General features: G+C 57.9%; 21 protein-coding genes. 9 read left to right on the top strand and 12 right to left on the bottom strand.

Annotated features, from left to right (window positions below):
* Window positions 1-60 precede the first annotated feature (60 nt).
* From G5154_RS13800 to npr, 5 genes are read left to right on the top strand one after another with little or no spacing between them, the layout of a single operon-like run.
* Window positions 61-1,500: an RNA polymerase factor sigma-54 gene (locus G5154_RS13800; protein ID WP_204482290.1), complete on the top strand. Its 1,440-nt coding sequence runs from the start codon at window positions 61-63 to the stop codon at window positions 1,498-1,500.
* A gap of 20 nt (window positions 1,501-1,520) precedes the next feature.
* A complete protein-coding gene (hpf, locus tag G5154_RS13795; protein ID WP_005336323.1) occupies window positions 1,521-1,808 on the top strand; it encodes a ribosome hibernation promoting factor in 288 nt (95 codons plus the stop codon).
* A 2-nt stretch (window positions 1,809-1,810) separates the two neighbouring features.
* The gene (gene ptsN / locus G5154_RS13790; RefSeq protein ID WP_005336322.1) at window positions 1,811-2,257 is read left to right on the top strand and encodes a PTS IIA-like nitrogen regulatory protein PtsN; all 447 of its coding nucleotides are present in this window, start codon (window positions 1,811-1,813) and stop codon (window positions 2,255-2,257) included.
* Window positions 2,258-2,302: 45 nt separating this feature from the next.
* Entirely contained in the window at window positions 2,303-3,169 is an 867-nt protein-coding gene (rapZ, locus tag G5154_RS13785; protein WP_040068818.1) for an RNase adapter RapZ, read from the top strand.
* A 20-nt stretch (window positions 3,170-3,189) separates the two neighbouring features.
* Entirely contained in the window at window positions 3,190-3,462 is a 273-nt protein-coding gene (npr, locus tag G5154_RS13780) for a PTS phosphocarrier protein NPr (protein WP_042024530.1), read from the top strand.
* Window positions 3,463-3,479: 17 nt separating this feature from the next.
* Here the strand turns inward: npr and G5154_RS13775 are convergent, their stop codons facing one another.
* The 12 genes from G5154_RS13775 to G5154_RS13720 all read right to left on the bottom strand — a co-directional run bounded on the left by G5154_RS13775 (window position 3,480) and on the right by G5154_RS13720 (window position 14,404).
* Entirely contained in the window at window positions 3,480-5,384 is a 1,905-nt protein-coding gene (locus G5154_RS13775) for a BglG family transcription antiterminator (protein ID WP_216979963.1), read from the bottom strand.
* Window positions 5,385-5,489: 105 nt separating this feature from the next.
* A complete protein-coding gene (gene dagF / locus G5154_RS13770; RefSeq protein ID WP_337073407.1) occupies window positions 5,490-6,248 on the bottom strand; it encodes a 2-dehydro-3-deoxy-phosphogluconate aldolase in 759 nt (252 codons plus the stop codon).
* Window positions 6,248-7,363: a DgaE family pyridoxal phosphate-dependent ammonia lyase gene (locus G5154_RS13765; RefSeq protein ID WP_421251084.1), complete on the bottom strand. Its 1,116-nt coding sequence runs from the start codon at window positions 7,361-7,363 to the stop codon at window positions 6,248-6,250. Before G5154_RS13765 ends, dagF begins: the two co-directional genes overlap by 1 nt.
* Window positions 7,347-8,486 carry an amidohydrolase/deacetylase family metallohydrolase gene (locus G5154_RS13760; protein ID WP_421251083.1) on the bottom strand — a complete coding sequence of 380 codons (1,140 nt, stop codon included), beginning with the start codon at window positions 8,484-8,486 and terminating at the stop codon, window positions 7,347-7,349. The genes G5154_RS13765 and G5154_RS13760 overlap by 17 nt, the downstream gene beginning before the upstream one ends.
* Before the next feature lie 42 nt (window positions 8,487-8,528).
* Window positions 8,529-9,179: a DUF4310 family protein gene (locus G5154_RS13755; protein WP_005355144.1), complete on the bottom strand. Its 651-nt coding sequence runs from the start codon at window positions 9,177-9,179 to the stop codon at window positions 8,529-8,531.
* An 11-nt stretch (window positions 9,180-9,190) separates the two neighbouring features.
* Window positions 9,191-9,967, bottom strand: coding sequence for a DUF4311 domain-containing protein (locus tag G5154_RS13750; RefSeq protein WP_421237344.1), 777 nt, complete (start codon window positions 9,965-9,967; stop codon window positions 9,191-9,193).
* A 39-nt stretch (window positions 9,968-10,006) separates the two neighbouring features.
* A complete protein-coding gene (locus tag G5154_RS13745; protein WP_033115448.1) occupies window positions 10,007-10,303 on the bottom strand; it encodes a DUF4312 family protein in 297 nt (98 codons plus the stop codon).
* On the bottom strand, window positions 10,303-10,668 hold the full coding sequence (locus tag G5154_RS13740; protein ID WP_033115447.1) for an SFCGS family glycine-rich protein: 366 nt from the start codon (window positions 10,666-10,668) through the stop codon (window positions 10,303-10,305). Before G5154_RS13740 ends, G5154_RS13745 begins: the two co-directional genes overlap by 1 nt.
* Entirely contained in the window at window positions 10,669-11,031 is a 363-nt protein-coding gene (locus G5154_RS13735) for a PRD domain-containing protein (protein ID WP_216979968.1), read from the bottom strand.
* 320 nt (window positions 11,032-11,351) lie between these two features.
* A complete protein-coding gene (degS, locus tag G5154_RS13730; protein WP_005341742.1) occupies window positions 11,352-12,473 on the bottom strand; it encodes an outer membrane-stress sensor serine endopeptidase DegS in 1,122 nt (373 codons plus the stop codon).
* Window positions 12,474-12,580: 107 nt separating this feature from the next.
* Entirely contained in the window at window positions 12,581-13,942 is a 1,362-nt protein-coding gene (locus G5154_RS13725; protein WP_005341740.1) for a Do family serine endopeptidase, read from the bottom strand.
* Between the two features lie 81 nt (window positions 13,943-14,023).
* Window positions 14,024-14,404: a YhcB family protein gene (locus tag G5154_RS13720; RefSeq protein ID WP_216979970.1), complete on the bottom strand. Its 381-nt coding sequence runs from the start codon at window positions 14,402-14,404 to the stop codon at window positions 14,024-14,026.
* Window positions 14,405-14,544: 140 nt separating this feature from the next.
* Here G5154_RS13720 and zapE point away from each other — a divergent pair, with 140 nt between their 5' ends.
* The 4 genes from zapE (at window position 14,545) to petA (ending at window position 17,628) form a co-directional block, all read left to right on the top strand.
* Window positions 14,545-15,639, top strand: a complete 1,095-nt coding sequence (gene zapE / locus G5154_RS13715) for a cell division protein ZapE (RefSeq protein ID WP_216980255.1) — start codon at window positions 14,545-14,547, stop codon at window positions 15,637-15,639.
* A 266-nt stretch (window positions 15,640-15,905) separates the two neighbouring features.
* Entirely contained in the window at window positions 15,906-16,334 is a 429-nt protein-coding gene (rplM, locus tag G5154_RS13710; protein WP_005341737.1) for a 50S ribosomal protein L13, read from the top strand.
* 15 nt (window positions 16,335-16,349) lie between these two features.
* The gene (gene rpsI, locus G5154_RS13705) at window positions 16,350-16,742 is read left to right on the top strand and encodes a 30S ribosomal protein S9 (RefSeq protein ID WP_005336286.1); all 393 of its coding nucleotides are present in this window, start codon (window positions 16,350-16,352) and stop codon (window positions 16,740-16,742) included.
* A 295-nt stretch (window positions 16,743-17,037) separates the two neighbouring features.
* A complete protein-coding gene (petA, locus tag G5154_RS13700) occupies window positions 17,038-17,628 on the top strand; it encodes a ubiquinol-cytochrome c reductase iron-sulfur subunit (protein ID WP_040068840.1) in 591 nt (196 codons plus the stop codon).

Raw genomic sequence — 17,628 nt, 5'->3', positions numbered from 1 at the left:
GGGCATGCCTTCATTTCCTTTGACGAGTGCCTCGCTGAACATAAGGATATCCCGACGTAGATGAAGCCGACATTACAGTTGCGTCTCGGTCAGTCCCTGACCATGACGCCGCAATTACAACAAGCGATTCGTCTGCTCCAGCTCTCCACTCTGGAACTTCAGCAGGAAATTCAGCAAGCGCTCGAAAACAACCCTCTGCTGGAGCAGGAAGAGAGCGAGGCGCAAGAGACCAGTCCGGAAGCGCCGGTCGATGCCAGCCAGCTGGATTCCAGCGATGCCATGGCCCAAGAGCAGATGCCGGACGAGTTGCCGGTGGATACCACCTGGGACGAGGTTTACTCTGCCGGCACCGCCCAGAGCGCGGGCCCCATCCATGATGGGGAAGATAGCGTCTATCAGGGTGAAACCACCGAAAACCTGCAGGATTATCTGCTGTGGCAGATGCGGCTCACACCGTTCAGCGATGTGGATGCCGCCATCGCGCTCGCCATCATCGATGCCATCGACGAATCCGGTTATCTGACCGTTGCGCTGGAGGATATCCAGGCTGCAGTCACCAGCGATGACGTAGAGGTGGAACTCGATGAGGTCGAGGCGGTACTCAAGCGGGTGCAGCACTTCGATCCGGTCGGCATTGCTGCCCGTTCTGTGCAGGAGTGTTTGCTGATCCAGCTGGACCAGTATGACCCGCAGACCCCCTGGCTCAACGAGGCCAAAGAGGTGATCCTCGAGCACATGGAGCTGCTCGGCAACCGGGATTACCGCACCCTCGCCCGCAAGACAAAACTCAAAGAGAGCGACCTCAAGGAGGTGCTGGATCTGATCCAGCTGCTGGAGCCGCGTCCCGGCAACGGCATCATCCAGAGCGACTCCCAGTACGTGATCCCCGACGTCACCGTGGTCAAGAAGGGCAGCAAGTGGGTGGTCGAGCTCAATCCAGACTCCGCCCCCCGCATCCGGGTCAACGAGACCTATGCCGCCATGGCTCGCAACGCTCGCAGCAGCACCGACACCCAGTTTATTCGCTCCCATTTGCAGGAAGCCAAGTGGTTCATCAAGAGTCTGGAAAGTCGCAATGACACCCTGCTGAAAGTGGCCAGTTGCATTGTCGAGCAGCAACAGGGCTTTTTCGAGTATGGTGAAGAGGCGATGAAGCCGATGGTGCTCAATGACATCGCCGAAGCGGTGGAGATGCATGAGTCGACCATCTCCCGGGTGACGACCCAGAAGTACATGCATACCCCCCGTGGTATCTTCGAATTGAAGTTTTTTTTCTCCAGCCATGTGAACACCGAAGGAGGAGGAGAGTGCTCATCGACCGCAATTCGCGCGCTCATCAAGAAGCTGGTCACGGCAGAGAATCCTGCCAAGCCGTTAAGTGATAGCAAGATCGCGGATTTGCTGGCCGAACAGGGTATTATGGTGGCGAGACGCACGATCGCTAAGTATCGCGAATCCTTGTTTATCCCACCTTCCAATCAGCGCAAACGCCTGGTTTAGGCAAACAAAAGGATGATGTTATGCAAATTAACCTGACCGGACACCATGTCGAGATCACCGAAGCTCTGCGTGATTATGTGAATAACAAATTTGCCAAACTCGAGCGTCACTTCGACCACATCAACAATGTTCATGTGGTGCTTAGCGTGGAAAAACTGAACCAGATTGCCGAAGCCAAGCTGCATGTCAGCGGTGGCGAGGTGTTTGCCAATTCCGAGCATGCCGACATGTATGCGGCAATAGACACCCTGCTCGACAAGCTCGACAGGCAGATCATCAAGCACAAAGATAAGTTAAATAAAAAATAACCATGCAACTTGAACACATACTGAGTCGGGACTGCACCAAGAGTGCAGTCCCTTGTACCAGCAAGAAACGCGCCCTCGAAATCATCAGCGAGCTGGCCGCCGAACGCCTTGGCACCTCCCGTCAGGCGCTGTTTGAATGCTTGCTGGCCCGCGAAAAGATGGGGAGTACCGGGATCGGTGCCGGTATTGCGATCCCCCACGGTCGCATTGACGATGAGTTCCCGCCAACCGCGATCCTGATGACCTTTGCCGATCCTATTCCTTTCGACTCCATCGACAATCAACCGGTTGACCTGCTGTTTGCCTTGCTGGTGCCGGAAAGCGAGTGCAAGCAGCATCTCAAGACCCTTTCTCTGATGGCTTCCAAGCTGGGCGACAAGGCGGTTTGCCGCCAGTTGCGTCAGGCAACCAGCGACGAAGAGCTCTATCAGATCATGACCTCGGCCTGACAGCAGGCCAAGGATGAGACACCCGTTTTGGCGTGAGGGAACAAGATGCAGTTAATCGTGGTAAGTGGACGTTCGGGCTCCGGTAAAACGGTAGCCCTGCGAGTGCTGGAAGATCTGGGTTACTACTGTGTGGACAACCTGCCGGTCAATCTGCTGCCCCAGCTGATTGTCTCTGTGGAGAGCCAATATGACAAACTGGCGGTCAGCATCGATGTGCGCAACCTGCCGAGCGATCCGGAGAAACTGGAAAATCTGCTGGCTCAGGTGCGCAATGAGGGGCGGGTAGAGTTCTCCAGCTTTTTCTTCGACGCCGACAACGGCACCCTGCTCAAGCGTTATGGCGAGAGCCGCCGTTTGCACCCCCTCTCGCGCAACAAGCTATCGCTGGATGAGGCGATTCGGGAGGAGACCCACCTGCTGGCGCCACTCTCCTCGACTGCTGACCTGCGTATCGACACCACCACCCTCAGCATTCACGACCTGAGCGAGCTCATCAAGACCCGGGTTCTCGGCAAGAAAGAGAACGAGCTGGTGCTGGTCTTCGAGTCATTCGGGTTCAAGTACGGCATTCCCAAGGATGCCGACTTCGTGTTCGATGCCCGTTTCCTGCCCAATCCACACTGGATTCCCGAACTCAAGCCGTTTACCGGCAAGGATGAGCCGGTTGCCAACTACCTCTCGGCGCAGGCTGACGTGATGCTGTTTACCCAGCAGATCGAAAACATGCTGGTGACCTGGTTGCCCCATCTGGAGCGCAATAATCGCAGCTACCTGACGGTCGGTATCGGTTGTACCGGTGGGCAGCACCGCTCGGTCTTTATCGCCGAGCGGTTGGCGAGTGCTTTCCGCTTGCTTGGCAAGAACGTGCAGATCCGCCACCGCACTCTCGACAAGAGTGCCCCCCAATCCTGACGGACCAATAGGACGATCCGATGACTGTTTCCGCCTCGGTTGAAGTGAAAAACAAGCTGGGTATTCATGCCAGACCGGCCATGATGCTGTTCGAACTGGTGCAGGGTTTCGATGCCCATGTGTTGCTGCGCAATGAAGATGGTGTGGAGGCTGATGCCGACAGCATTATTGGCTTGTTGATGCTCGATTCGGCTCAAGGCAGGCAGGTAGAGGTTCAGGTAGAGGGCCCCGAAGAGGAGGAGGCCCTTGCTGCCGTGGTGGAGCTGTTCACCTCCGGCTTCAACGAGGAGTAGTCACTCCTCGCTCGATATTATGAACCGGTACGCGCCAGCGCTTTGAAGCTGGCAAAATCCCTGCAAGCCAGCAGATTCCTGTTGGCTTTTTCGTTCATCAGTGCCAGAAACAGGTCGTAGAGACCCATAGCCTCTTCGTAGTCGGCCTTGCTGATGGCCAGTACGAAGATGAGCGTCGCGACTTCGCCATTGCCCCATTCGATCCCCTGCGGTGCCAGCACGGTGTAAACCAGAGTGCGGCGTGCCAGCAGGCCGAGGGAGTGGGGCAGGGCGATCCCTTCTCCCAACATGGTGGAGACGATGCTTTCCCGTTCCTGCAGCGACGTGCGGAAATCTTGCTCGACTAGTCCCTCGTCTTCCAGCTGATCGCAAACCTGTGTAAAAAGCTGATATTGGCTGAGAGGTTCAGTCACCACCATGAAGTGGTTCGTATCGAAATATTTGTCGAGCATGTAGGGGCGGGTGCGATCGATCAGCACCAGCTTGCCGAGTTGCTCCAGCTGGTACTGGGTCGGGAAGGGGTCGACTTGTACGACAGGTCCCCCCTTCTCGCTCACCTTGACGGTACTAATGACAAAGTCCTGCTCGATGTGTGCCAACCCTTCATAATCACGCACCGATTCCAGCGTGGTCAGCTGTAGCTGGGGATATTCTCGTCTGATGCGCGCCTCCAGCACCCTGAAGGTGGCATTTCCCGCGTCGCATAACAGCAGTGCCAGCGGGCGTCTGGTGTAGCCGATATCATAGTTACGTTCCAGACCTACCCCGATATGGATCACCAGATAGCCGATCTCGTGGTGGGTCAGTCGGTAGGGGGTCTGCTTGATCCACTCCGAAATGGCCGCCAGGGTGATGTCATAGGCAAGGGGATAGTACTGCTTGATGTGATCTGCCAGTGGATTGTGGCTCCCAATCTGGTATTTGACCCGCAGCAACATGGCGCTAATGTGGCTCTGCAGATCGGCTCGCAGTTGCTGGTCACCACGCAAGTCATAGGGGTAGTGCTGATGGATGTAGGTCAGCAAATGTGTCACAAGCTGTTCGCTTTCCACTGCCATGACCGGGCTCAGGCTCGGACTGTCTGCCATCAGACGAGCCTGGATCTGGATAGCGAGACTAGCTATTTCGCCATCTGTGGGTGACGTCAGGGTTGGTAGCTCAGTATAAATATCGCGGGCAGCTTCCAGCAGTGGAGTGGTAAGGTCTTCACTGGTGAACTGGTGCAGTTCGTGACCGGACGCTTGCCTCAGCAGAGCTACGGCACAGTAGATCGTGAGCTGCTGCAGGCTCTCGTCAGCGAGACGCAACTGATGGCGAGCGAGTTGGGCATGAATGTGGTTGCCTACCACCTCCATCGTCTTGCTGGGACAGATATTTGGCAGCAGGCTCTGTAACTGGGTGCTGTGCAATAGCTCCTGATAGAGCAATTGGGTGAGGCAGGCGCGAATAGCAGTTTCGCAGCCTTGGATGCGCATACCCTGTCGGGGTTTGCTCTCGACACTGAGTCTAAAGTGGCCGAGTTGTTCACGTACCTCCGCCATATCCCCCTGTAGTGCCGTCCGGCTCAGGTACCAGGTATCCGCCAAGTCATCGAGCTTGATTCCCTGCTCTGCCGTTAGCAACAAGATCTGCAGATGCAGTACTCGCTCACGGCTAGTGCGTGGCAGCGTACACTCCTGCTCCTGTGCGGCCAATAATCCATCAAACAATCCCTGGTTGTAGATCTTCAGTTGGTAGCCGCTGCCACGCTGATGGATAAGGTGAGCTCCGTGGTTAGCAATCAGCTCGTTGAGAGTTGCCACATCGGTGCGTACCGTACGGGTGGAGACGTTAAGGCGACGAGCAAGCTCCTCCTGAGGTAGCGGCGCCGCATGGAGTTGCGTGAGCAGCTGATGGAGTCTGGGGTGGGGCAGCTTGATCATGAGGGGGGGCGAGACTCCTGTCGAGAGATAAAGGATCAATGTTAACTACGGGGCAACCAACAAACCAGCCACTGCCAACTCTATCAGCCAGTGGCTGGCGGCATATCAGCCTTTACCTACATGTTCAGGTAATAACTGTTTCACCATTTCAAGCAAGGCGCGCACATCCTCGGGGCGAGTGTGACCGCTCGCGCTGTCAATGATGGAACTGTAGACGTGGGGGATCACCTTCTCGACCCCGGCATCCAGCGCAATCCGCACAATCTCCTCGAAGTTGTCCAGATCGATGCCGCCGGTGGGCTCCAGCCAGAAGCCGTGGCGAGCACAAGCCTCGGCCACCGCCTGATACTCGTCGCGGCAGGCCAGCCCGCCCATGGGGAAGAATTTGACCGAGCTGCCACCCATGTCCTTGAGCAGGGCGATGGCGGTATCGATGGGGACAATCCCGTCCGGCTGCCCAGCGCTGAGCGGGCCGGTGGAGATCTTCACCATACCCGGCGTACCGGTGGGGGAGATCAGGCCGTTAACCAGCGTTTCTGACTGGCCGAGCAGCGCCCGGCTGGCGCCAACGCCAGTGAACACCTGGTTGACGTGCTGGGGCTGCAGCTGGCAGGCCAGCTCGGCCACCATGGCGGATTGGCGCGGATCACCGGCCCCCAGACCGATGGATAGAGCGTTATCGATAAGCTTGGCGTACTCCTTCATATCAGCAACTGCAGAGGGGATATCCGGGTAGTTTTTGGAGAGCACACCGACCAGCACGTGGCCTTCGGCGGCGTCGTATACCTCGACGGCATTCTCTTTGGAACCTGCCAGCACGTTGAGACAGACCCGATCACGGTAGTAGTTGGGGGTAAGGGACATCAGCGATTCTCCTGAACGAGGTTGGCAATGGCGGAGTGGATTTGGTCTAGCTGGGGCAGGGTGACGCTGCGTACATCGATCTCGATATGCCCCTCGTTGGCCTTGTAGCCACGGCAGTAGATGGCAGGCGTGCCCTGTTGCAAACGGCTGACGACCTGCACTGTGGTCATGCCGATCTGCTGGTGGTCGAAGGCGATATCGGTGCGGGCGATGTCGCGCCCGGCGCTGTCCCACACCACTTTGGCGGTGACGCCGGACAGCTGGTTCAGACGCTCGATAAATGGGGTCATCTTGACGACCATAGCGGCGCCGCTCTCTTTCTCTTTGGCCAGGTAGCGCTCGATGGCATGGGTGAGGCCGAGGATCCCCTCCTTGCCCACCTTCATGGCACGGCCGATGCCGTTGGCCTGCTGCTTGACCCACTCCACGTACTGGCGCTTGCCGAGTACCAGCCCGCTGGTGGGCCCTTCGATGGCCTTGGCGCCGCTGTAGACGACCAGATCCGCCCCCAGGTTGTAGTAGAGACGCAGATCTTCCTCGGCCGCCGCATCAACGATGAGCGGGAGCCCGTGGGCCCTGGCGACCTCGGCTGCCTCGTCCACCGACAGAATGCTCTTCTGCACGCAGTGGTGGGACTTGATGTAGAGGATGGCTGCAGTGTTGGCATTGATGGCGGCGGCCAGTTGGGCAGCAGAGCACTCATTGGCGTAGCCGGCCTCCACCACCTTGCCGCCCCCCAGGTTGACCATGGTACCGACCGGGGCGCCGAAGTTGACGTTGTGCCCCTTGGGCAGCACGATTTCGCTCGGCACATTGTGGGCATGGGCGTGCAACTGCTCGAGGCGGTAGGGGTCGCCGCGCACTATCACGGCGGCCACCGACTGGGCGATGCCGGCGCTGGCGCAGGAGACTACCACCGCATCTTCCACGTCCAGCAAGCCCGCCAGATAGGCGCCGGTCTTGTTGACCAGATCCTTCACCTCGAAGTAGTGGCCGAGGCCGAAGTTGACCGCGTCGACCACCTCCTGTTCGGGGGTGGAGACGCCGAGAATGGTCATGCGCCCGGAGGCGTTGATCACCGGTTTGAGCTGATATTTCTCATACACAGAAGGCATGGTGTGATTTCCCATAGTGAGTCAGAACCAGTTCGCCACCGACCAGGGCGGCGAGGGGCAGCAACTGCCGATCGCCATTGCGGGCGCCGGCTTCGGTATCGGTAAAGAGGGTGGGGCCGCTGCTCACCTCGAACAGGGTCAGATCGGCATCGGCGCCCACCTCGAGTCGCCCTTTGCCGGAAAGGCGCAGGGCATCGGCGGCCTGATGGGTGACGCAGGCGAGCACCTGCTCCAGCGTCATGCCGATGGCGAGAAACTTCGACATCACGTGGGCCAGACTGTAGACCGGCCCTTTGATGCGGTTTTTGCAGTAGATGTCGGAGCTGATGGTGCGGGGCAGGATCCCCTGACGGATCGCCAGCTCCGCCACCTCGAAGCTGAAGCTGGCACCGCCGTGGCCGATGTCGAGCAAGAGGCCCCGCTGCATCGCCTCGCGCACCGCCTGACGCAGCTCGCCAGCCGGGGTCAGGATGCGGTTGGGCTTGCCGTTGAAGCAGTGGGTCAGCAGATCGCCATCCCCCAGCAAGGCAACTATCTCGTCCAGATCAGGCGGTGTGTTACCCACGTGCACCATCAGCGGCAGCTGGCCGTGAGCCTGTTGCAGGGCCTTGGCCATGCGCAGCGGTTGCAGACCGTTTTCTCCGATCACGCTGCCGCTCATCCGCGCCTTGATGCCGACAATAAAGTCGGGGTGGCGGCGAATGGCCGCCGAGGCGAGATCCATATCGAGGTCCCGGCTGTCGGCCAGCTCGTTCTGGCGCAACAGGCCGATACGGGAGATGTTGAGCAGGGCATGCACCCGGGTCTTGCAATCCGCAGCGATCAGCTGGAAGTCATCCACATCGTCGGCCCCGGTGCTGCCGGCGTCGATCACGGTGGTGACGCCGGACTCTACGCCCACCTTGTCCGGCTCATCGTGATAGATGGGGGAGGCTGGGTAGCAGTGGGTGTGGCCGTCGATCCAGCCGGCGCTCACATGCACCCGGCCGCCGAGCTCCAGTGTCTGCCGCGCCGTTGCCGTCCCCGGCAGGGAGCCGATGGCGGCGATTTTGCCCTCCCTGATGGCGATATCGACGAGCTGGCCATCTCCCTGGCGTCCCGCTTTGATGATGATGTCGTACATGCAGATGACCTCTGGCGAGCCGCCCCGCAGGGCGGCTGGTACTTACACAAGGGCGACCGGGAAGAAGGTGCCCAGCAGCATGGCTCCCAGGATGGCACCGCCGGTGATGGGCTTGCCCCAGACGTAGAACAGCAGGGCACCCAGCAGGGAACCGATACCGATGGGGATGGAGGCTCCCATGGCGGAGAGGATGATGAGGGGGCCGAGGAAGCGGCCAGAGCTGTTGCCAGCTCCCATCATGACGTCTGCGCCGTAAGTGGAGTTGCTCTGGTTGATGGTGAACTTGCGCGCCAGAATGATGACGTAGCCGATGGCCAGACCAATCCCCATGCCGGTTGCCAGCGAGGCTCCGAAGTTTTCCACCGGATAGACGATGCCGGCTCCCAGCAGCAGGGCTGGCACTCCGAGGCCGACTCCGGTCTGGATGGCGCCGCCGATATCCAGGATCCCCACCAGGGAGCCTTCGATGATGCGGGCGAACAGGAAGCTGGCACCGAACGCGGCTACCGCGCCGTAGGCGCCCGTGTCCATTCCGGCTTTCAGCATGGCGACGAAGGCTACCTCGTTGAAGGCACCGACCCCGTACAGATAGAACATGTGGGTACCGGCAAAGACCCCGGCCGAGAGCAGGCCGACGAAGATGGGGAATGACCAGTCGGCATACCAGAAGTTGTTTTTCAGTTTCTCATCCATGGTGTGACCCCTTATTTGCCGCTCAGCAGGTTATGGACACTTTCCAGCCACAGGGGGACACCCATATGGAAGGATTCAATCAGTTTCATATCGAAGCCACGGAAGAAGGCGCTTAGCACAAACAGCAGGACGATGGCTGCCATCATCACCTTGGTGACATGGTTCCAGCCGCTCTCTTCCACGCCCTTGCCGATCAGGATGCCGAGTACCAGACCCGGTACCGCGTTACCCATGATGAGCTGGGCCAGACCGCCGAAGATGGTGGCCCAGAAACCGGACTTCTTGCCCGCCTCAATGGCTGCCAGCCAGAAGATCACCGGCATGACGGTATTGACCAGCAGGTTGGCGGCCGGTACCAGCACCTTGACCGCAGTGACCTGCAGGGCGGCCGGGACGGCAGCAGCCGTGCTGTTGAGGAAGGCGACCACGATGGCGCCTATGATGCCGCCGGCGATGGCCATCTTTTTCGGGTCGTGCAGGGTGGTAGCGAGATCCCGGTTCTTGAACAGCAGTGCCGCCGTGGCCCAGTGTGGAATGATGCGGTGATCCACATCCTGGGTGAAGGCGCCTGCCGCCACGGTTGAGGCCCAGGCGTTGAAGAAGAAGCCGAGACCAAACGAGAAGTGGGAAGCGGGATCCCCTTCGCAGGAGTTGAGTTCGCCCAGGGTGCGGAAGGCACCCATGCCCTGTACGGTCGGGGCGTGGAACATCCGCGCCGCGCCGGCCCCCACCCCGACGCCAACCAGGCCGCCAATGATGAGAGACTTGATAAATATGATTAGAAACATCCAACGTATCCTTCTTGTGGGGTGGTGCCGGTCAGGAGATCACACCTGGGTGAACGTCACCCTGGCGACGTCGAGACTGGTGACCTGAACCGTGATCTCCAGCTGGACGCGGTATTCGCGGCGCTGGCGCGGCAGGAAGAAGAACAGGAACTTCTCCACCCGGACTGACTCCTCGGCTTTGAGCACCTGTACATCGACCGGCTCAATGCGCAGCAGTACCTGCTGGTTGTCCTTGAGCAGTGTGGGTTGCACCTGGCTGAGGGCGGAGGCAAACGCCTGCTGACGGGTGGTTCCCTTGCCGCTGACGGTGACCTTGGTGGTGAAGTTCTCTTTCATCAGGCGTGTCCGTGTTTCTTGGCGAAGGCTTCGACCAGTTTCTGGCCCAGCTCTTCCTTGTCCATGAAGCCAAAGCCCAGCACGACGCAGCCTTCGTTGATGGCGGTGACGCCCTCTTCGATGGAGCGCATGCCGTAACGGCACTTGTAGCCGTACTTGGTCTGGGCGGTGATGGCACCGGCGCCGCCGCTGCCGCAGAAGGAGATCCCCAGATCTGCCTGCTCCTTGTTCATCACGTCGCCGAGCTTCATGTCGGCGGCCATGCCGGGGATGATGGTCACGCTGGCACCGGCTGCTTCCGCGCCTGCCCCCACTTTCTGACCCTTGCCGAGACGATCTCCAATCACGAGTTTGATGGCAGTCATTTAGTTATCTCCTGTTACTGAGCTGAGTTCGTTTTCTTTGGCTACTTCAAAATGGACGGACAAGAGGTGTGCCTCTTCGTAGGCGAGTCGCTCTAGCCAGCTGACAACCTGCTCGGCGAGACGCAGAGAGAGGGGCGAGATCTCCTCAAACAGGCTGAGGTCAACTTCCGGCAGCGGTTCGCCGCTGTGGGAGCGCCACACCATGGCTTTGATATGGGAGGCCAGCATCTGCTGCTGTACCTCGTTGGGGTGGATGCCCTGATCGCCCAGCAGAATATGAATGCGTGCCAGGACCTGATCGGTCTGGCGCAGCAGTGCCGGACTGTCCGGGGTCAGGGTCTGGTCGTAGGTATCTGTTTGCAATGTCTGCTCTCCAAGGCTGGCAGAAGGGATGGCTCTACCCTAAGCCGACATGGATGGAGAGTGGAGGCAGCTTTTTTCCGATTCGAAGCGGAAATCCCGATCATTCGGGGTCAAAGAGGGCCTTTTGTTGGCAAAAGAGAGTGAAAAAGGTCTGAACGAGGCTGGGTTAGTGTGAGCGAAGGCGCACTTTTCCGTTTTCAGCTGGCAGCTGAGCCTTGGCGAAAAGTGTGAGTCGCCTCACGCAGGCGGGGCGTATTTATGAAACAGCATGCAAGAAAAAGGGCGGTTGACCGCCCTTGAACGATGAGATGGGGTTGAGGTTAGCTGGCGCCTGCCGCGCTGGCGGCAGCACGGTTCTGGTAGCGCAGATCCTCTTCGATGGTCACTACCACCTCGAGTGGCTTGCCAGAGCGCAACACCGAGATGGTCAGCTGGGTGCCGGGGCGGCTCTCTACAATCTTGTCCATGGCGGCACGTACCCCGGTGATCGCTTCACCGTTGATCTTGAGCAGCACGTCACCCCGTTGCAGGCCACCTTTGGCCGCCGGACCGACAGGATCCAGACTCTCGACGATGAGACCGCGCAGTTCGCCCAGGTTCATCATGCGGGCGACGATGGGGTTGATCTCGACGCTGGAGATGCCGAGATAACCGCGAATGACGCGGCCGTTGGCGATCAACTCGTCCATGATCCGCTTGGCCAGCCGGTAGGGGATGGCAAAGCTGATGCCGTAGCTCTCCTGATTGCCGTTGAGGTGATAGGTGGCTGTGTTGATGCCAACCAGATCGCCCCTACCGTTGACCAGAGCCCCCCCCGAGTTGCCAGCATTGATAGCCGCGTCGGTTTGCAGCAGATCCTGCCGGCCATTACTGTCCGGCCCCATGCTGGAGAGGCCGGTACGGCCGGTCGCACTGATGATGCCCTGGGTGATGGTCTGGCCGACGTTATAGGGGTTGCCGATGGCGAGTACCACGTCGCCCACTTCTGGCAAGCGTTCCGGATCTTGCGGGATCACAGGCAAGTTATCTGACTCGATATAAAGTACGGCAAGATCGGTGAGCGGGTCTGTGCCGATCAGTTCGGCGCTGAAGACGCGGCCATCCTGCAGGGCGACGATGATCTGATCGGCATCGGCGATGACGTGGTAGTTGGTCAGCACGTAGCCGCGCTGGGTCATGATGACGCCGGAGCCCAACCCCTGTGGCTGCAGTTGTCCGCGATTGCCCTGATTGGAGGCAAAGCTGCGGGTATAGATGTTGACGACTGCCGGGCCGGCGCGGTGGGCGGCGTAGGAGAAGCTCAGTTCGCGGGCATTGGTGATCAGGCCGGGCAGTTGAGCCCCGCCACGGAAATTGGGAAACAGCAGCAACAGTAGTGCGGCGACGGTCAAACCGAAACCGATGGACTTGCCCAAGTAACTGACTAAAGAGGGGATTTTCATGTCATTCTCATCCGTGCTGGCTGCGGGCAGAGAATAACACTATCAATGGATAAAAATCACCCGCGGCGAGGCCGCGGGTGATAGAGCGGTTGGCGAATAACCGCGTGTTAGCGGATCACCAGATAGAGCGAGGAGTCACCACGCTGGATATTGAGCGCTAGTACGTCAGGCTTGTTCTTGAGCGCCTTGCTCAGCTCGCCCAACGTGTTGATGCGCAGACGGTTGACCCCGATGATGATGTCCCCCTTCTGCAGGCCGGAAGCGGCTGCCGGAGAACGTGGATCAATGTCAGCCACTGCGACGCCGGATACTGGATCGGTAGTGGTGCTCAGCTTGGCCCCTTCCAGTGCCGGGTGCAGTGCGCTGGCGCGGACTTCGCTGTCATCGGCTTGCTTCAGGGTTACCTTGGCTGTTTGTGACTTGCCATCGCGGATCAGTCCCAACTCGACCTGCTTGCCAGCGCCCATGGTGGCGATCTTGGCTCGCAGCTCGCCGAAGGAGCGAACCGGCTTGCCATCGATGCTGACGATGATATCGCCCGCCTTGATGCCCGCCTTGTCTGCGGCGGAGTCAGGCATGACCTGGTTGACGAAGGCGCCATCCTTCTTGTTGTAGCCGAAGGTCTTGGCGATGTCTGAGGTGAGCTCGGTGCCGGTAATACCCAACTGACCACGACGTACTTCACCATATTTGACGATTTGCTCGGTCAGATCCCGCACCATGTTAGAGGGAATGGCAAAGCCGATGCCAATGTTGCCGCCGTTCGGGCCCAGAATCGCGGTATTGATACCGATCAGCTCGCCACGCAGGTTGAGCAGGGCACCACCGGAGTTACCTGAGTTGATGGCCGCATCAGTCTGGATGAAGTTCTCCAGATTCTCGATGTTGAGGCCGCTTCGACCGAGCGCACTGACTATACCTGACGTGACGGTCTGACCCAGCCCAAACGGGTTGCCGATAGCCAGCGCGTAGTCACCCACCCGCAGTTCGTCGGAGTCGGCGAACTTGATCTGTACCAGTTCCTCGGCCTTGATTTGCAGCAGGGCGATGTCGGACTGCTTGTCTTCACCGATCTTCTTGGCCGCATACTCACGGCCATCCTTCAGAGTGACCTTGATCTCGTCCGCTTCGTGCACTACGTGAGCGTTGGTGATCACATAACCCTTCTTGGCATCGATGATGACGCCAGAGCCGAGAGCCTGGAACGGCTGTTCGCTCACTTGCTCGTCGGGCATGTTGGGACCAAAGAAAAAGCGGAACTGTTCCGGTAGGCGCTGACGGGTCACTTTCTTACCGGAGACAGAGATATTGACTACGGCAGGAGTGACCTGTTCGAGCACTGGCGCCAGACTTGGCATCTCCTGATTCGAGCCTAACAGGGAAGGCAGTGCAGCCTGAGCGGGGGCCGCAGACATGGCGATACCGACACTGAGGGCTAGCACACTGAGCATGGAAAGAGGTTTACGCATATGAAAAACAGCTCCCAGAAAAAGTTGCATTGCAATCGTCAAGGTCAGACCACAGGGCAGGCCAATTAGTTCCGCGAGGAACTAGTTTGGTTGTTTGAGCAGTCCGGAAGAGGCACCGGCATAGTCGCGAGGCGGTACGCCCGGCTCCTCTGGTTCTTTGGTTGGTGCTTCTTCTACCAATGATTCACGGAACAGGGGTTCCTGGGCCTTGGCCAGGAATTTGCTCTGCTCCGCCATATGGCGATAGAGGGTCTGATACTGTTCGGCCAGTTGCTCCATCAGCGCGGCGCTGTCGGCGAAGTGGGTGTTGATCTGGCCCTGATAGCTTTCGAGCTCCTTGTGGGCCTTTTTCAGTTCCTGTTCCAGACGGCCGGCATCGCGACTACGCACCGAAAAACGGCCGAGAACGATACCGATAATCAAGGCCGCGACAGCCAGCAGGATCCCGTTTAACAGACTCATAGATGCTCCTTGTTACAGCTAAATGAATGTGGGTTGATGCGGCCAAAGCGGCCGCTACGCCTTGATGGCACTATACCGTGCACCCCGAGAGCGTGATACCATTTTGTCCTTCATTCAGGGACTTGAAGGCAATCGACAGGATGACCCCGCAGCAAAAATATCAGCAGGATTTGCAGCGCCCCGGCTTCGTGGCCGACCCCGCCCAGGCGATGGCGGTGGCCCGTCTGGAGCGACTCTATCAGGATTTGTGCCAAACCCCGACTCCGACCAGAGCCCGCGGCCTGCTGGGCTGGCTGCAAAAGCCCAAGCCGCCGGAGCCCGTCCTCGGGATATATATGTGGGGTGGAGTGGGCCGAGGCAAGACCTGGCTGATGGATACTTTTTTCGACAGCCTGCCGGGGACGCGCAAGATGCGCAGCCATTTCCACCGTTTCATGCATCGTATTCACGATGAACTGCAAGGGCTGAGCGGGCAATCCGATCCCCTCAAGCTGGTAGCCAGTAAGCTTGCTAGCGAAACAGACATCATCTGTTTCGACGAATTTTTTGTCTCCGACATCACCGATGCCATGCTGCTGGGCACGCTGTTTCAGGAGCTGTTTGGTCACGGCGTCGTGCTGGTCGCCACTTCAAATATTCCGCCACAGGATCTTTATCGCAACGGGCTGCAGCGAGCCCGTTTTCTGCCAGCTATCGAGCTTATCGAGCGTCATTGTGAAGTGCTTAACGTGGATGGCGGTATCGACTATCGCCTGCGCACGCTGGAACAAGCCGAGATTTATCACTGCCCGCTGGATTTGCAGGCAAAAGCTAATCTTGACCACTATTTTCAGCAATTAACCGGTGGGCACACTGCTTGCGAGGGGGCGTTCGAGGTCAATCATCGTCAGCTGACGTCGCTGGGTATGGGAGAAGGGGTGCTCTATATGGATTTCGAGCAACTTTGTTGTACTCCCCGCTCCCAAAACGACTATATCGAGTTGGCCCGGCTGTTCCACACCGTGTTGCTGGCCAATGTTCAACCAATGGGCACAGGCACGGATGACGCGGCCCGCCGCTTCATTGCCATGGTCGATGAGTTTTATGAACGGCACGTCAAGCTCATCATGTCGGCGGCTGTTCCCATGGCAGAACTCTACGGCGAAGGGCTGCTGAATTTCGAATTCAAACGCTGTCTTTCACGGCTTCAGGAAATGCAATCGCACGAATACCTTGCCAGAGTGCACCTTCCTTAGTCACAATACCGCGCCTGCCAGTCGGATGGGCATCTGCGGCAGGTAGGGCCGGGCGACATTTGCTAGCTTCATGGCAGTGAAATTAGCAGGTGATATTTAAGGCAACTTCACTTATAATCGCCCGGCCCACGTTACAGCTGTCGATAAGACAGCAACACTTTAAGCTTTACTTGTATTCGAAGGGGTACAGGTAGGCCATCGTTTGTTGTTTGTGGGAGAGCCCCCATAAACAATTGGGTCTGTAACAGGTAATTGGGTTTAACTTAATGAAAACTTTCGTTGCCAAGCCAGAAACCGTAAAACGTGACTGGTACATTGTGGACGCAGAAGGTAAAACTCTGGGTCGTATCGCAACCGAGATCGCTGCTCGTCTGCGTGGTAAGCACAAAGCTGAATACACTCCGCACGTTGACACCGGTGATTACATCATCGTTGTAAACGCTGAGAAGGTACGTGTTACCGGTAAGAAAACTACCGACAAAATGTACCACGCTCACTCCGGTTTCCCGGGTGGTATCAAGTCCATCAGCTTCGACAAGCTGATTCAGCGTAAACCGGAAATGGTAATCGAAGCTGCTGTTAAAGGCATGCTGCCGAAAGGTCCTCTGGGCCGTGCCATGTTCCGTAAACTGAAAGTTTACGCAGGCGCCGAGCACGCTCACGCTGCTCAGCAACCTCAAGTACTGGATATCTAATCGGGAACTGGCAACATGGCAGAAAATCAATACTACGGTACCGGCCGTCGCAAAAGCTCCACTGCTCGCGTATTCATCAAAGCGGGTAGCGGTAAGATCGTAATCAACCAGCGCTCCCTGGAGCAGTACTTCGGTCGTCCGACTGCCCGCATGGTAGTTCGTCAGCCGCTGGAACTGGTTGAGATGACCGAGAAACTGGATCTGTACATCACCGTTAACGGTGGTGGCATCTCCGGTCAAGCTGGTGCGATCCGCCACGGTATCACTCGTGCTCTGATGCAGTACGATGAAACCCTGCGTTCCGAACTGCGTAAAGCAGGCTTTGTTACTCGCGATGCCCGTAAGGTTGAGCGTAAGAAAGTCGGTCTGCACAAAGCTCGTAAGCGTCCGCAGTACTCCAAGCGTTAATTCGCTTTTGGTGCTCACTCTTTCGAGTGTCAAAAAAGCCTGGCAACCGCCAGGCTTTTTTTATTGGTAATATTACCGACATCAATGCTAACCACGCGTCACAAAAGACAAAAAATTGTTTCTTTATTGTTTTTATTGCTCACCGCTCTTTCTTGTCAAGTTGTTATCTTTTCTTTAAAATTTCCCCTGTTTTCTGTGGCAATTGTAAATCCAGCTTCCGCCGCTGTTGTCACGGGAAAAATGGGGAACAGGGACACTATAAGAATGTGCGGAGTCCACATGGGAGAGTTTTTGGATGAGCAATGCGCCAGTTGATACCGGTCGCCGCAGATTTCTTACCTGGTCAACGGTTGCCGTTGGTGGGGTAGGAGCTGCGTTTACCGCAGTGCCGTTTATAAAGTCATGGAATCCGAGTGCCAAGGCCAAAGCAGCCGGTGCACCGGTTGAAGTCGATATCAGCAAGTTGGAACCGGGTCAGCTCATCCGTGTCGAGTGGCGTGGCAAACCCGTCTGGGTGGTCAAACGCACCAAACAGACGCTGGATGCCCTGGCAGCACATGATGACAAGTTGCGGGATCCCTCATCAGAAGAGCCGCAACAGCCTGATTATGCACATAATGGCTACAGATCCATCAAGCCAGAGATCTTTGTCGCGGTCGGTATTTGCACCCATCTCGGGTGTTCGCCTTCTTATCTGCCTGACAGTTTTGGCGAGCAGGTGCAGGGGGTCACATCCGGCTTCTTCTGCCCGTGTCATGGCTCCAAGTTCGATATGGCTGGCCGTGTGTTCCAGGGGGTGCCTGCACCACTGAATCTGGTTATTCCGCCGTATCAATTCATTAACGACACCACCATTCTGGTCGGTGCCGATGGCAAGGAGGCCTGA

The organism is Aeromonas sp. 600527 (assembly GCF_049175415.1).
Taxonomy (GTDB): domain Bacteria; phylum Pseudomonadota; class Gammaproteobacteria; order Enterobacterales; family Aeromonadaceae; genus Aeromonas; species Aeromonas veronii_A.
This window is presented reverse-complemented; position numbering and strand designations above follow the sequence as displayed.

Coding starts and splice junctions, on each gene's coding strand:
- G5154_RS13800 (WP_204482290.1), top strand. CDS start 61: ATGAAGCCGACATTACAGTTGCGTCTCGGTCAGTCCCTGACCATGACG.
- hpf (WP_005336323.1), top strand. CDS start 1,521: ATGCAAATTAACCTGACCGGACACCATGTCGAGATCACCGAAGCTCTG.
- ptsN (WP_005336322.1), top strand. CDS start 1,811: ATGCAACTTGAACACATACTGAGTCGGGACTGCACCAAGAGTGCAGTC.
- rapZ (WP_040068818.1), top strand. CDS start 2,303: ATGCAGTTAATCGTGGTAAGTGGACGTTCGGGCTCCGGTAAAACGGTA.
- npr (WP_042024530.1), top strand. CDS start 3,190: ATGACTGTTTCCGCCTCGGTTGAAGTGAAAAACAAGCTGGGTATTCAT.
- G5154_RS13775 (WP_216979963.1), bottom strand. CDS start 5,384: ATGATCAAGCTGCCCCACCCCAGACTCCATCAGCTGCTCACGCAACTC.
- dagF (WP_337073407.1), bottom strand. CDS start 6,248: ATGTCCCTTACCCCCAACTACTACCGTGATCGGGTCTGTCTCAACGTG.
- G5154_RS13765 (WP_421251084.1), bottom strand. CDS start 7,363: ATGCCTTCTGTGTATGAGAAATATCAGCTCAAACCGGTGATCAACGCC.
- G5154_RS13760 (WP_421251083.1), bottom strand. CDS start 8,486: ATGTACGACATCATCATCAAAGCGGGACGCCAGGGAGATGGCCAGCTC.
- G5154_RS13755 (WP_005355144.1), bottom strand. CDS start 9,179: ATGGATGAGAAACTGAAAAACAACTTCTGGTATGCCGACTGGTCATTC.
- G5154_RS13750 (WP_421237344.1), bottom strand. CDS start 9,967: ATGTTTCTAATCATATTTATCAAGTCTCTCATCATTGGCGGCCTGGTT.
- G5154_RS13745 (WP_033115448.1), bottom strand. CDS start 10,303: ATGAAAGAGAACTTCACCACCAAGGTCACCGTCAGCGGCAAGGGAACC.
- G5154_RS13740 (WP_033115447.1), bottom strand. CDS start 10,668: ATGACTGCCATCAAACTCGTGATTGGAGATCGTCTCGGCAAGGGTCAG.
- degS (WP_005341742.1), bottom strand. CDS start 12,473: ATGAAAATCCCCTCTTTAGTCAGTTACTTGGGCAAGTCCATCGGTTTC.
- G5154_RS13725 (WP_005341740.1), bottom strand. CDS start 13,942: ATGCGTAAACCTCTTTCCATGCTCAGTGTGCTAGCCCTCAGTGTCGGT.
- G5154_RS13720 (WP_216979970.1), bottom strand. CDS start 14,404: ATGAGTCTGTTAAACGGGATCCTGCTGGCTGTCGCGGCCTTGATTATC.
- zapE (WP_216980255.1), top strand. CDS start 14,545: ATGACCCCGCAGCAAAAATATCAGCAGGATTTGCAGCGCCCCGGCTTC.
- rplM (WP_005341737.1), top strand. CDS start 15,906: ATGAAAACTTTCGTTGCCAAGCCAGAAACCGTAAAACGTGACTGGTAC.
- rpsI (WP_005336286.1), top strand. CDS start 16,350: ATGGCAGAAAATCAATACTACGGTACCGGCCGTCGCAAAAGCTCCACT.
- petA (WP_040068840.1), top strand. CDS start 17,038: ATGAGCAATGCGCCAGTTGATACCGGTCGCCGCAGATTTCTTACCTGG.